The sequence below is a fragment of the Luteolibacter sp. genome (assembly GCF_039920825.1).
Classification (GTDB): domain Bacteria; phylum Verrucomicrobiota; class Verrucomicrobiia; order Verrucomicrobiales; family Akkermansiaceae; genus Luteolibacter.
Genome location: NZ_JBDSCX010000033.1, coordinates 1 through 13,796, shown reverse-complemented (window position 1 = coordinate 13,796; position 13,796 = coordinate 1). Strand labels below are relative to the sequence as shown.

Annotated in this window: 7 protein-coding genes and 1 pseudogene; 1 reads left to right on the top strand and 7 read right to left on the bottom strand. The window is 58.9% G+C overall.

Going from position 1 to position 13,796, the window contains the following annotated elements; genetic code table 11:
- Positions 1–8: 8 nt before the first annotated feature.
- The 4 genes from ABIQ96_RS08305 to ABIQ96_RS08290 all read right to left on the bottom strand — a co-directional run bounded on the left by ABIQ96_RS08305 (position 9) and on the right by ABIQ96_RS08290 (position 8,976).
- Positions 9–2,789, bottom strand: coding sequence for a DUF5703 domain-containing protein (locus ABIQ96_RS08305; RefSeq protein ID WP_348214107.1), 2,781 nt, complete (start codon positions 2,787–2,789; stop codon positions 9–11).
- A gap of 27 nt (positions 2,790–2,816) precedes the next feature.
- Positions 2,817–3,635, bottom strand: a complete 819-nt coding sequence (locus ABIQ96_RS08300; protein WP_348214106.1) for a hypothetical protein — start codon at positions 3,633–3,635, stop codon at positions 2,817–2,819.
- Between the two features lie 16 nt (positions 3,636–3,651).
- Positions 3,652–7,302 (bottom strand): hypothetical protein, encoded by a 3,651-nt coding sequence (locus tag ABIQ96_RS08295; protein WP_348214105.1) that lies wholly within the window; start codon positions 7,300–7,302, stop codon positions 3,652–3,654.
- A 411-nt stretch (positions 7,303–7,713) separates the two neighbouring features.
- Positions 7,714–8,976, bottom strand: a complete 1,263-nt coding sequence (locus tag ABIQ96_RS08290) for a metallophosphoesterase (RefSeq protein WP_348214104.1) — start codon at positions 8,974–8,976, stop codon at positions 7,714–7,716.
- A gap of 91 nt (positions 8,977–9,067) precedes the next feature.
- Between ABIQ96_RS08290 and ABIQ96_RS08285 the strand changes: the two genes are divergently transcribed.
- On the top strand, positions 9,068–11,050 hold the full coding sequence (locus tag ABIQ96_RS08285; RefSeq protein WP_348214103.1) for a hypothetical protein: 1,983 nt from the start codon (positions 9,068–9,070) through the stop codon (positions 11,048–11,050).
- Between the two features lie 129 nt (positions 11,051–11,179).
- On the opposite strand, the gene ABIQ96_RS08280 is transcribed toward ABIQ96_RS08285, so the two are convergent.
- The 3 genes and pseudogenes from ABIQ96_RS08280 to ABIQ96_RS08270 all read right to left on the bottom strand — a co-directional run.
- The gene (locus ABIQ96_RS08280) at positions 11,180–12,235 is read right to left on the bottom strand and encodes a low specificity L-threonine aldolase (protein WP_348214102.1); all 1,056 of its coding nucleotides are present in this window, start codon (positions 12,233–12,235) and stop codon (positions 11,180–11,182) included.
- An 88-nt stretch (positions 12,236–12,323) separates the two neighbouring features.
- Positions 12,324–13,313, bottom strand: a complete 990-nt coding sequence (locus ABIQ96_RS08275; protein ID WP_348214101.1) for a metallophosphoesterase — start codon at positions 13,311–13,313, stop codon at positions 12,324–12,326.
- Between the two features lie 109 nt (positions 13,314–13,422).
- Positions 13,423–13,796 (bottom strand): annotated as a pseudogene (locus tag ABIQ96_RS08270) (alpha-N-acetylgalactosaminidase); the annotation flags it as partial.

Sequence of the window (13,796 nt, the reverse complement as noted above, 5' to 3'; positions counted from 1 at the left end):
GGGGATTTTCAATTCGATTCCTGCACCCGCACCTTGGAGCGGGCGCTCTCGGGGGTGGTTTTCCACGACTCGAGTTTTCCCTGCCGGATCACGCCTTCCACCACGGTGTTGCCGCTTGCGAACAGCCGGAATTTCGCGTTCCAGTCCTTCGGCCACGCGGGGACGAGCAAGATGCTTCCGTTAGGTCCCTGCTGGATGATCATTTCCTGAAGCGTGTTCATCATGTTGCCGGGGCCGTCGAAATCCGGACACCAATCGTGCGGCGAGCCGAGATAGCCGGGAAAGCGCATGAAGGTTCCCGGGCGATCGCTTCGTTTCATGCGGTTCTCCGCCCGCAGCACCACGTCCTGCTTCGCCTCATCCGCCAGGCCCAGCCGGGCGGCGATGACACCTGTCTGATACCAACAGACGTGGCCGGGATTGGGCATTTGCTTCCATGCCTCCACCGCCTCGGCGATGGGATGCTCGTCCCTTCCCAGTCCATAGACGCGGAAGGGGAATACACCATAGAGATCGGGTGACTCATAGTTGCTGCGCTTCTTGTCATACACGGCGGCATTGTCCGGCAGGGTGACGCCATTGACCTGACGCTTGGGAAGGGCGGGCAATTGTGAGGCGATGCGTTGCCAATAGGCACGGTCGGCGGGAGAAGCATCCTTTTCCGGAAGATCTAGCAGCCAGGACGTGACGGCGTGAAGACCAGCCACCGATGGCATGTCATCCGCGACGCCGGTCCAATAGGTTTCCACCGCGTGGGTCGGTTCCACGCGGATTTTACCATCGATTTTCTTGAAGCGCGTGTCGTAGAATCTCAGTGCCTCGTTGGACCACGGGATGAGGGTATCACGGAGAAATCCGGCGTCCTGTGTATGTTCGTAGTAGTCCTGCATGAGAACCGAGAGTTCCAGTGCCTGCTGCCAGATGTTAGAAGTGTAGGACTCGGAGTATTCGCTGGCTCCCCAGCCGAAATCTCCCATCCCGGGAAGACCGGCGAGATTCACGGTTTCCTGGAAATAGACACCTTCCGCACCATAGTATTTCTTGGCGCGCGCGGCGAAGAGATCGGCCTTCGAAGCGTAGAAATCTATGAATTTGCGCACGGGTTCGTGCCACCCCTGCGCGAGCAGCGGCAGATAGATGAAGCGGACGTTCTGCCACCAATAGCTGCATCCATAGAAACGGTAGTCCGGCGTGTGCGGGAAGGTCGCCGGGTTCGTGGCATAGAACGCGATGGAGGGATCCACCGTGAAGATGCCACCCTGGAAGTGCGCGGGAGTTTCGCCTCGGACCTGCATCGCCGTGAGCATCTTCGCGAGAACGTAGGCTCGCGTGACGGGTGAGGGGTTTTCGGCCTCCGGCGCTTTCCATGACATCACTTCCTTCCCGTCCAGATAAATCCTAACAAATCCACCGATGCTGGAAACGACGCATGCGACATGATGCCATTCTCCTTCCTTCCACGCCGCGGTCGTTTGGAGGGTCTGGTTGCCAAAGATGAATCGAAGTCCTTGGTGGGTATCGAAAAGCATCCCGTCTGTTCCACCCGGAGTGATGCTGTCGAAGATCCTGCCTTCCTGCGGCCCGGGCGCGATCCAAGCGGCCACGGTGAAATCTTTTGCTGTTAGGTCCACGGTTTCGGCGAGTGACAAATCCGCGGCCTCCTGTCCGCCGGTGACCGGGGATGCCGCGAGCTTCGCAATTTCCTCCGCTGGAAGCGCGGACGGGGTGGTAACCAACCCGGTGATTTTCCCCGGTAACCGATTGGCTCCGGTCTGGTCCCTGCCAAATTTCAAGGCATGCTTGATCTGCGGGATGATCGGCTTGGAAGGCTCCTCCACGAACAACCAGCTCCGCCGCCAGTAATCCTCCCACCAGCGGGTGGTTCTCTCGCGGGATTCCGCAGGCGGCCGGCTGCTTGTGAGGGTTTTCACAACCTGCTTTTCCCATTCGCCTTCGGTTTGAGTCTGCGAGACATTGACCGCCGCGCGGAGATCGAAATTCACGAGCGGAGCTGTGGACGAGAGGACGTTGCCCGGTTTTCCGGCCATCCGTTGCCCGGCGAGCAGCACTCCCGACGTCCGGTTTTCCAATGGATCACGGAATTTGCCTGTTAGCGATCCCAGGCCCTGGGCCTCGTAGTGCGCGGGAAGCGAGGAATAGGCATTGCGGTGGAACCATAACAGCCCCTTTTCATGGGGCCTGATCACGTCGGCCGATTCCCAGCCCTGGACCCCGTTCTTCAGGCCGGTGCGGTAGTTCCAGGTGGAAGCGAGTTCGTCGCCCGCGAGTTCACGTTTCTGCAGACGCCAGTTTTCGAGAGTCACGGTCATGTTCCGGGGAATCCCGCTGGTGCCGGTTAGATTCAGGACATCCAGATCGCTGTCGATCCACATCTGCAGCTTGAGTTCCTTGCCAGGGGCACCTGCGGAGATCTCCACGCGCGCGCCCCGCAGGACCAGGTGCTGTTGGAATGGCTCATCCTTGCCAAACGGGCTTGGGTCGAAAGCGATGTCCAGCTTGCCGAGTTTCAGCAGGCGGTGAAGTTCACTAACCGCATCGTTGTGGGACAGGCATACCTTCAGATTGCCGCCGGGCTCCACCCATACGGTTGCGCCGGTCCGGCCGTTTCCCAGTGGCATGTTGTCCGCCTCGCCGGTGCCGTGGCTGGTCCAGACCACATCCTGACGGGCGGTTTCTGCCAGAGGGTCCCAGTCATCGGCTTTGGCGAGGGTCGCCAGGCAAGCGGGAAGCAACAGGAGAAATTTCAGGGTCGTGGGCAAACGCATCATGATCACTCGGCTTCCCTCGGCACGTTCTTATTCCTTCTCCTTCTTCTCCGCCACTTGAGGAGGACGCTCGAAAAAGCGGATGACTTTCACGGGCTGGGTCTTGTTTTCACCATCCGCATTGTATGCCACGAGGTTGATCCGTGTGTCCGGTGTGTAGGTCGTCGCCGTGTCGGCAATCGGGAAAATCTTGGCATCCACCGCCGCGGCGATGCGATAGGCGAGGATGCCTTGTTCGCTGCGCTGGAGGGGGACAACACGGAACCCACCCGGGGCGATTTCGAAAACCGGATCCTTGCCGTTCACCACCCGGATGGGCACCGAGCTGAGGTTGACGTAGCGGGCGCTGTCTTGGGGAAAACTTGTGAGGCTGTTGTCGAAGAACCTCGCCTTGGGATCCGTTTCCCAGGATTTTTTGGAGGTATTGCGCGTCAGCATGATGGTCATGTCCGCATGCAATTCGGGGATTGGCAGGGAGGCGTAGAGACCCTTCTCATCCCCCGTCTCGCCCCGATAGAGGTTGAGAGTGCTTTCACCTTTATACACCACATAGCCGGTGGCGGCGTTGAGTCCGAGAGAGACTTCCTTGAATGCCTTCTCCTTTTCAGATCGATCGCGCAGGAAGACCTTTGATGGAGGATAATCGCTGGCAGGGGTTTCTTGGAGAGTCCGCTTCTCCGTGGTGACGTCAAAGTGCGGTTGCGGGGGATCTCCGACAGCGAGCAGGGAAATCCGGATGGGGGCGGCAAGCAGTGGCTTGTCCTGCTCCGGTGAAGCCGTTTTGTTCTGCGCCTTGAGAAGGGCAGTGGAGATGACAAGGATGGTAATAGCCGAAAGCGGGAATTTCATATGACCGGTGAAAAGTTTAGATTTCCGATGGAGAGAGCCAGCGGAAATTTTCCACAACGAAGCGCCGGCCAAACTTCCGGTTGATGGGCAGAAGGGCGGAATTGACCGTGGCGGAGAAATCCTGACCCGCTCCGGCACCCACGAGTGCAGGCTCCGCGGGGTTGTTGCCATCGCTGTCCGAGGCTCCGTCGATGGGTTTGGTATTGATGTAGTCCGGCACCCGCTGGATGACTGCCTCACACCAAGCGCGGGCGGTGATATTACCGTTGGAATCCCTCACATCGCCATAAGCGCGGACGACGAAGGTGTCTCCACGGCTGGTGAGATTTTGTCCCACCGTCTGGAGGACGTCCGCCTGGGTCAGGTAGCCCGGGGCTCCGAAGTTCTTGTAAGGGTAGAAGGCCTTCCAATCCGGCTCAATGTCACCTTCTCCCGAGGTGTTCGCGCCGCCGGAGTTGCTGGAGGTTAGATCCTGCGTCTTCTGAAGGGAGGAATTGATTCCCGACATTTCAATGGCCGCCTGCAGAGGACCGCACATCGAGGGATCCGACATGTTATTGGTGGTGGCGGTCGCCAGACGGCGGTTCACGAAGTCGGCCATACCCAGGAAAGGGCCACGGGCTTTGACGACCCGGACCATGTTTTCAGCAAGCGTGCCTATTTCAGCTTGGGAGAGCTTGCGGGCACCATTCCAAGTGCCGTTGCTGGTGGTGGCGGTTGGCTCTTCGGCGGACATCGGGAAAAGCAGGCGGGAGAAAGCTCCTTCAATCGTCCCGCCATCCACCGTGGGGCGGCTGATGTTGTTCAGCGTGGAGAACAAGGCGCGCCATGCTTCGACGCTGGTAGAGTTCACGTTGAACGCGCCGTTGTTGCCGAGGAAATAGGCGGCGCTGTCAAAGCTGCTTTTGCCGGTGAGCACGGCCTTCTGGGCGATCGCGTCCTGCATGTTGAAGGGCTCCAGGCGTGAATTTGGCAGCGGTTGCTTCGGATTCCATGATGCGGAGCTTGAGTTATAGGGCATCGTGGAAAGGAAATAGCGGTCCCAGAGAGCCTGGTTGACCTGATAGCTCATGTCATAGACGAGGGTTTGGTCTCCCTGGTTCTGGATCAAGTCGTCCCACACCGCCGGGCGCTCGTTAGGCCTCGATAAGTTAGGGCCCCAGGCGTCTTTCTTCGCGTTGTAGTATTTGAGATTCACCGTGCCATCACGAGCCGAGCGGGGTTCGGCGATGGAATTGCCAATCACGTAGGATGGCTGCCAACTGTGGATTCCAAGTTGGGCATGCTGGAAGGAGGCGAGCGAGAAAACCGGCGATCCTTGGCGGGGCAGGTCGAACATCGCGAAGGCCGGTGCTGCTGAAAACACGCTTGGAGCCGAGAGTGGCGAGCCATGGGACTTTCCTTCACGGTACGGTGCGTCCATGCGCGGATCGTTGAGGCGCGGCATGGACCACGGCAGCATGTATCCTCCTGGGGCATACTTCGTCCAACCGTTGTAGTAGCTGAATGGATCACGGAAAACCATGCTGGAGCGGACGTTGAAGTTGCCCATCACGGGGCTGTTATAATAGAACTCTCCGGCGGTGCTGCCGGAATGCTTGTTCACGGATGCTTGTTCGTCGCTCTCATCCAGCCAGCGCAGGCGGGTTTCCAACGCCCACAGGCGGGGAGGGAAACGATTGGGGTTGCCGAGATAGTTCTGGAATCCCTCACCGCCATTGACGGCATTCATCGCGTTCCCGAAGAGATACCACCACTGGCCCTTTGTGGTTCCACTCTGGCTGATATGGATGAGCTGCAGGGTTTCTGCGGAAGTGGAATTGAGGGTGCTGAGGCTCACCGTCGCGGCGGTGGTTTTGACACGCTTCAGGAACATCGTCGGAGGGCTGCCATAGGCTTGGTTCACTCCACCAGTGAAAGTATAGTCGGGTTTGGCGGCGAGGGCGGCGGCGGTGACCGAGGCCGCGACCTGTACGTTGGAATCAAAGTAGAAGTTGTTGGTGCCACCGGGGATATTGGCGCTGAGAACATTCGCCGCCATGTTGGTCGGTGTGAATTTCACGGCATTGCCGCCGATTTTGGCACCGGTGGAGGCCGAGATGTCGGGCGAGAATACAACCGCTTCGCCGGGCGCGAGATCCACGGGTGCCAAGGTAAAATAGATGATCTTGTTTCCGGTCATGCCGGGAAAAATCGAACCGTCCGAGAAGCCCTCGACCTTCGGAGGGGTTGTTCCCGGCCCAACCGCTAGATTGTCCACGACGGGCAACGGGCTGCCGACAAAGTAGCGCTGCCCCTTCAGGGTCACGTTGTAGGGGTTCCAGAGAGTGACACGGGGATAGAGGTGCGCGCGCACGCTGCGGCCGGTCCGCGGCGGAGCGACTGTGGTGTCGAGGCTGAAGTCGAAGGCCAGTCTGAAGTCCGCGATGACCGGCTGGATCGACTGGTTGCTCGAGGTAATGTCCGGCAGGGGAGAAGTGAGGTTGTAGAAATTCGAGCCATTTGTGCTGCCCGTGCGTGTTGTGACATACTGCGGGGTATCCATCCGCGTATCGAGCATGCCACCTGTGACCTTGTCCTTGAGACGATACCAGTTGCGAAGCTGTGCGAAGGTCGGACCGGTCTTGGAATAGTTGACCGGTGTGAGAATTTTCTGGTCGGCTGTCATGCCGGAGCCGCGGACACTGGCGAAAGCCGGGATATCAGTCGTGGCTTCAAGAGCCGCGGTCATGTCCTTCTGCAAGCCGCCCATCACCACATCGGTGAGCAGACCCTTCGAATGGGTGGAGATGTCGTGGAAATTCTTTGTCGGGGCATCTTTCGAGCCGGTCTCCACGGTGAGGGTCTTCAGGCTGATGAGCTTGGCGCGTTCCTGACCGGTTTGTTTGTGCAGGTCGGTGTATGGGGTTGTCGTGCCGGCCTTGACGTCGGTGAAATCAGGGCCGGCGGCTCCAGCCAGGCGATACACGCCTCCATCCGTGGGCTTGGTGGCGTTGGGCTGCTTGTTGTCATAAGGTGACGCAACGTCGATCCGTGCTTTTTGGGATTCGTCCCCGACCCAATAGGCGTAACCGCCGGCCTTTTTACCTTGGCCGACCTTCACGTATGGGGCGGCGACGATGCCGGAATCGGAAACCGCCGTGTCGCTTCCGAGCGCACCATTTCCTACCAGCTTGATGTTCTTGGAGTCCTCCGGATCCACTTCATCGGGAGAGGCAGGCTCTCCGCTGACCAGCCAGGAGAGAAGGAGTTGCTCTTTCCAAGCACCATTGGTCAATGAGGACTCGGTGTTCCGCAAATCCGCCAGATATTTGCCATCCTTGTAACCGGAAACCATCGGCTTGGGATTGTCTCCTTTCGTCGTCGTGCTCCAGACTCCGGTCCATTTGGAGTTCCGGGTCGCGCCCGTGATTTCTGCTGATGCCGTGACGCGCTGGTCCGGACCGACGCTGTCCTGAAGTTCCCCGATCGCCAGCATCAGTGCGAGGCGGGCATTGGCTCTGGCTTCCGCAGTTTTCTGGGTTCCGCTCGTCGAACGAAGTGAAACCGACGAGAGGGTGAGTAGTCCCACCGCCACGACGACGAGCAGGATCATGAGCAGAAGGGTGGCGATGAGTGCGAAGCCTTGTGATCGGGGGGCTCGGGCGGCTTTTCCGGTTGTTTTCATGGGATAGGCGGGATTTCCGATTTTATTTTGGAGAAAATAGCATTTTGGTGACCGGCTCGGACCGGAAGTGGAGTAACACCAAATATCCGAGTCGTTTTCTGGTTCAAAAGTGCCGTTTAGTAGTTATTAGCTCGTGATAAATTTTTGAATGGACGATAGCATGATTTGTTCCAGAAGAAGAAAAACACCGTTACGATTTCGTTGACGGCTGGGATGCGAGGAGCGGTGGGTTGGCGAAGCTATTGAGAATCACCCGGTCCTGTAGTTATTTTGTCGGTACCGTTTTTTTCAAGGAAAGCGGGAAATTGATGTCGTGGGAAATTTTGCCGCAAGGGAGAGCGGCGGAACTGAAAGGCGGCAAGGTCGTGAGTTGGGAAATCGAAGGTGGGTGGATGGGTTTGGAAAAGACGCTCAGATTTTCGCGAGGGCGGGGAACTCGACGTGCTCGACGATTTCTCCGGCCAGATTTTTCATGACGATGAGCAGGGATGAAGGACTGGCTTGGCCTTCGATCCAAGTTGCGGCATCGGTTTTCGGGCCACCACCCACCAATTGGGCGTAAGGAAATTCGGCCGTTGCAGGAAGCCATGCAGAACTGTGGGTGTGACCGGAGATGACGACCTGGGTTTTCCACGCGGCCAGGGAGTCGTGCCAAACGGCGCGGCTGGCACGGCTGAAGGAGTCGTAGCTGCCGCTCCCGTAATCGGCGGACGAAACATCAGCCTCCTCCGTCCAGCGCAAGGGAATGTGACAGAAGACGATGCGATACGGCGCGTCCCGGAATTCCGGGCGGGCGATGGTTTCCTTCAGCCATTCCGCCTGCTGGCGGCGCAGGATGTCGAAGGCGACCCGGCCTCCAAAGCTCGGATGTGAATCAGGTTTGTCTTCGCCAGTGTGGAGGCAGATTACCGCGAGCGGCCCGTTGCGGAAGGCGTAATACGGACGCCCTTCCGGAGTGGCGACCATCTCCGGAACCTTGAACGCCCATTTCCCCCTGACGTCATGATTTCCCCAGACCAGAAACAAGGGGCGTTCCGTGCTAACATCCTGCCCGGCGGGCTGGAGAAGCGTCGGGATGAGCCAGGCTTCGTCGTCCCAGTTGTTGCAGGTATCTCCATTCCAAAGCAGGAAATCCGCGGGCGGGGTGACTGCATGAAGTTTGCGAATCGTTTCTTCGTTCTGGTGAGTGTCGTTCCAGACGACGAACGAACTGCTGGAAGCTGCCGGATCGAGAGTGCGGAATTTTTTCCAAGGGCTGGCCTCGTGGTCCTTGCCATCGGCGGATTCAGTGATCGCGCGGATCTGATAGGTAGTGCCCGGTTGCATGCCATCCAGCCTGACGCGGAGAATTTCATCTCCTTGGGGGACGAAACCAAAATGATCGGCGCCCGCCACTCCGCTGCCACCCGAATCGTTTTTCCATTCCACCTTGCCGCGGGAGAGCTTGGATACGGCCCAAACCACCTCGACGCCGTCATGGCGGGGTGCCATGAGAACCGCCGGGGTTCTCATCAGCGGACCCGGCGAGGTTGGAACTTCGGAGACGACGGTATTCCCGGCTTGCTGCGCCGAAGCGACACGGCCGACTCCGGCGACCAGGCCGCCAGCCACCGTGCCGATGAATCCGCGGCGTTTTACCAAAGGGGATGAATTGCCGGAAACGTGGGAATTCATGAGGTTCTTTTTTTTGCAAAGGTTCCTGAAGGTGGGGCGTATCATGCCTTCACACGGAGTTATCTCGTGCTAAATACAGCTATTTCAGCAGATGGGAACTACAAAAGCTTGTTCGGATGAAATTATTGGGATTTTCAACCGCTTCGTGAACTCCAGCCGGCACCGCCGTGGCCAACTGGAGCGGAACCGGATCAAACCGACCCACCTCACCATTTCCATCACCTCACGCTCCAACACCAAAAGCAGCCAGAGCTTCCGTCTCGTTGCGCTGACTTTAGCTTTCTGTTCACACGCCCTTGCCAAGGACGTGTCGGTCGCTGACTTCGGTCTGCATGCCGATGGGATTCAGAATGCGACGCCCTACGTGCGGCAGGCGTTGGAGTCGCTTCGCGAGACCGGCGGCACCGTGAAGTTTCCCAAGGGCGTCTATCATTTCGGCATCGATGGCACCGAGATTTCAAAAACCTACGTTTCCAACAATCAGGATGACTTCCCGAAATGGGCGGCGATGCCAATGCAGGGGATGAAGCAGGTGACCGTCGATGGCGGTGGCTCGTTGTTTCTGTTTCACCACCGCATGACTGTCTTCAAATTGGACGGCTGTGAAAACGTGACACTGAAGAATCTGGCGATCGACTATGTGCGTCCGTTGCACAGCGACTCGACCATCGAGGAAATCCGCGAGAATGATTTCACGCTGAGCTTTCAGCCGGACATCACCTACACCATCAGTCCGGAGGGCGCGTTCCGTTTCATGGTCGATGGAGCCGAAGTGTTGGATTGGTCGGTCTATTGTTTCGACGGTAAAACCCACCGCTCGAAATACCAATGCGCGGAGCAATTCGGCGGCGTGCTGTCCAAGCGCAATGCGACCCAGCTCGCGCCGGGCAAAGTCCGCTTCACCGGGAAAATCAACCCGATCCTTGAAACGGGCGATCGCCTCACGTCCCGCCATAACAACCGCAACGACGTGGCGATTTTCATCCACAAAAGCAAGGACACGACATTGGAGAACGTGACCATCCATCACGCCGCTGCGATGGGCGTGGTCGGTCAGCGCAGTGAAAATATCACGCTCAAAAATTTCAGGATGACGCCGCGTGAAGGCAGCGGGCGCATCAGCACCGCCATCGCGGATGCCACCCATTTCTCCGGTTGCAAAGGTTTGATCGATGTGTCTAGCAGCTTCTTCGAGGGCATGATGGATGATGCGATCAACGTCCATGGCACGTCATTGAAAATCGATGCGTTGGAAAACCCGCGCACGATGGTGTGCCGCTTCATGGAGGGACAATCGAAGGGGTTTGAGATCGCAGGCCCCGGCGATGAAATCCGTTTCATCGACAACGAGACATTGCTGCAGTTTGGTGAGTCATTCGCCAAGGTGGAGAAAGCCCAATTGCTCGATGAATACCGCGTGCGCATCCAGTTTGCCGCGGACATTCCGTCCGGTGTTAGAGTCGGCCATGCCATCGAAAATGTGACGTGGACTCCGGAGGTACATTTTCACGATAACACCGTGCGCCACAACCGCGCGCGCGGCATGCTCTTCAATACGCCGCGCCGATGTGTGGTGGAGGACAACTTCGTGCGCACCGAAGGAAGCGCCATCCTCATCGCGGGCGACGCGAACGGCTGGTATGAATCCGGTGCGGTGGGTGAGTTCGGCCCGACCATCATCCGTAACAACACGTTTGAGGACTGCCTGACGAACATGTTCCAGTTTTGCCGGGCGATCATCAGTATCGCTCCGGAAATCAAAAAGTTGCCCGACGATGGTCCGCGTTACCATCGCAACATCCAGATCACCGGCAACACCTTCAAAGTGTTCGATGCGCCTCTGGTGTATGCATGCTCGGTGGACCGCTTGGAGATTTCCAACAACCGCTTCGAGCGCACGAACACGTTCAAAGAGTGGCACCCGAACCGGCATGCGTTCGCGTTCAACGGCTGCCGTAACGTGAAGCTTTCCGGCAATCAAGTGACCGGCAAGCTCGTTGCTGCCGATGTGTTCACCGAGCACATGCAGCCAGCCGACACGACCATCGCGCCCGGCGATTCGTTCGGGCCCTGAATGGGCAACGAGGCCACATCACAGCGATCCGGGTAACTCGACCTTGCCCGCCGATGGCAACATGATGGGCTGCTATCTATCGACGGTTTGAAAGCCGTTTACCGAGTCTAATAGAATTCGCTCAGGCTGCTAACCCAAGCCCGGAAGGGAGGCAAAGGCGGCGACCTCTTCCTCCGTCGTGGCGAAGTTGGCAACAAGTCTGGCCAGAACCTCATCGCCCGAGATCTTGCCCAGAAGATCGACGGGCACGGGCCATTCGTGGAAACCGGCACCCTGATGCTTCCATTCCGCGGCGAGCGTGGCGGGAACAATAACAAAGACCTCGTTCGCATGGGTGTCCCAGGCGAGGCGGCATTGACTGGAGCGTTTCACCGCACCGGCGAGGCTTGCCGCCATCGCGTTGGCATGGGAGGCGAGCTTCAGCCAGAGATCATTCTGCAAATAGGCCTCGAACTGCGCGGCAATGAAGCGGGTCTTGGAAAACAATTGGGCGGCCCGCTTCCGGATATAGGGAAGGTCCTTCGCATCGTCCGGATTGAAGAACACCAGCGCCTCGGCGCACCAGCAGCCGTTCTTGGTTCCGCCGAAGGAGACAATGTCCACGCCTTGCTTCCAAGTCATCTCCGCCGGGGTGACGCCGAGGGACACAAGGGCGTTGGCAAAGCGAGCGCCGTCCATATGGAGCGGCAGGTTTCGTTCCCGGCCGACGGCGCCGACGGCGGCAATCTCATCCAACTGATAGATCGTGCCCACCTCGGTGGCTTGGGTGATGGAAACGGCCATAGGTTGACCGGCGTGGATGAAGTCGGGGCGGAAGCCCTTGAGTTCCCGCGTCAGCTCTGATAGGTTTATTTTGCCTGCCGCGCCCTCCACCGTCTGGAGGCGGGCGCCGCCGGTGAAATATTCGGGTGCGCCGCACTCGTCCTTCACCATGTGCGCCTCGCGATGGCAGAAGGACACGCCGCCGGGGCGGTTCACGGCGGCGAGCGCCAGGGAGTTGGCGGCCGTGCCGGTTCCTACGAAATACACGGCGACCTCGCGTTCGAAGATTTCGCAAAAGCGCCGTTCGATCCTGCGGTCCAGTTCGCTGGTGCCATAGGCGGCCGCGAGGCCGGGAGCGTGCCTGGCGAGATTCTCAGTGATGGCGGGATGGACGCCAGCCCAGTTGTCGGAAGTAAAGTTCATGGAGTGTTAGGGTGGCGGCCGACGGGACGGCAAAGGACGAAAAGGGGACCCATCAGTGCCTGTGCGCTGAGGTTGTCTTGAGCAGTCCTCAACATGAAAGCTGCCCGCCTAACGGAATGCGGCGGGCGGCGAGTCGTGGCGGATCCACCCATACGAGATCCGGCTTCATGGCGGATTGGTTCTCGTAAGCGGAATCTCCCTTCTCGATGACGAGCTCGTTTTTCGCGGGGTCGATGGAGATGAAGGTGAAGGGTGGGTGGTTCCCATCGTAGTAGGTGGTATTGCCTCCGAGGGGCATGCCGAAGGTGGCACTGGTGAGGGTGATGTGATGGACTCCGTGGCGGATCGCGACCTGCTCGTCATGATCGTGGCCGCAAAACACGGCGGCGACCTGCACGCGGCCGCGGCTGGCATTGTGGGAATCGATGACTTGGTTGAGGTCTTCCCAGTTGCCATCGTGGCTGCCGACGCCGGAGGGCTGGTGTTGGAAAATGATGATGGGTTTCTCCGTGGAGGCTAGATCCTTGGCGAGCCAGACGAGTTGTTCCTCGTCGATGCAGCTCACTCGCGCGAGATGACCGGGGCCACCCTTGCGGTGGATGGGATACCAGTTGCCCTTGTCATAAGGGATGATCTTTCCAGCGTTATCGATGTAGTTGTTCCTGTCGAGGACGATAAAGTGGAGCGGGCCGGCATCGAAGGAGTAGTAACGGTTGGAAATTTTCCAAGCACTGAGGAGGTCGGCCTTGGCTTGGAAATCACAGTCGTGGTTGCCGATGACATGGTGCTTCGCGCCGGGGAAACGCTCCCATTCAGTTAGGAAACCGCGGCAGGCATCAAGACCGCCCTTGGCACAGCAGAAATCGCCGCACTGGATGATGAAATCCGGATTACGGGCGATCGCGGCGTCGATGAATTTGCGGAGGCGCGGCTGCTGGTCATTGCCGTGGGTGCCGTGGTGCACGTCGGTAATGAAGCCGAAGGTAAGCGAAGCCGCGGGGCTGTTTTCCTCCGCCCCGCGGGCGGTGTCCAACATGGCGAGCGAGGCAAGGCCCAGAAAGGAGCGGCGGGAGTGCATGGCGCGGAAAGGCGGCGGGTTGGATGCGGAACAGAGCGGGCAAAATCGCCATCAGCGGCAGGCAGGCGATGCACACCCGCTGGCCGGGCACGGCTGGAGTTCTAACGAATCAGCCGATGATACCCAGCGGCTTTGTGGTTTTCCAATTTCCGCGGGTGAAGTCCGGGAAGGCCTGGGGCGCACCGTCCTCCGCGACGGATTTCTCGCTCAGCGGTCCGACGGCGGACCACAGGCAGCCCTCGTAAACGTTTTGGTCCAGCGGTTCTCCCTTGCGCAAGCACTCGATGATCCGGAAGAGCATGAGGTAGTCCATGCCGCCGTGGCCGCCCATCTCCTTGGAGAGATCGCCCATGCGTTTGTAGAGCGGGTGCTCGTATTTCGCGGCGATTTCCTCCCAAGCCTCGTCCTCGGCCCAGCCTTTGTCGTGGCTCTGGGTCAGTCCCTCGACCGACATCCGGTTAGGGAAGCCGGCCAACACTCCGT

What these genes read in the sequence shown, in the direction of transcription:
- ABIQ96_RS08285 (WP_348214103.1), top strand. Translation starts at nt 9,068, where the DNA reads ATGGGAACTACAAAAGCTTGTTCGGATGAAATTATTGGGATTTTCAAC.
- ABIQ96_RS08300 (WP_348214106.1), bottom strand. Translation starts at nt 3,635, where the DNA reads ATGAAATTCCCGCTTTCGGCTATTACCATCCTTGTCATCTCCACTGCC.
- ABIQ96_RS08295 (WP_348214105.1), bottom strand. Translation starts at nt 7,302, where the DNA reads ATGAAAACAACCGGAAAAGCCGCCCGAGCCCCCCGATCACAAGGCTTC.
- ABIQ96_RS08290 (WP_348214104.1), bottom strand. Translation starts at nt 8,976, where the DNA reads ATGAATTCCCACGTTTCCGGCAATTCATCCCCTTTGGTAAAACGCCGC.
- ABIQ96_RS08275 (WP_348214101.1), bottom strand. Translation starts at nt 13,313, where the DNA reads ATGCACTCCCGCCGCTCCTTTCTGGGCCTTGCCTCGCTCGCCATGTTG.
- ABIQ96_RS08305 (WP_348214107.1), bottom strand. Translation starts at nt 2,789, where the DNA reads ATGATGCGTTTGCCCACGACCCTGAAATTTCTCCTGTTGCTTCCCGCT.
- ABIQ96_RS08280 (WP_348214102.1), bottom strand. Translation starts at nt 12,235, where the DNA reads ATGAACTTTACTTCCGACAACTGGGCTGGCGTCCATCCCGCCATCACT.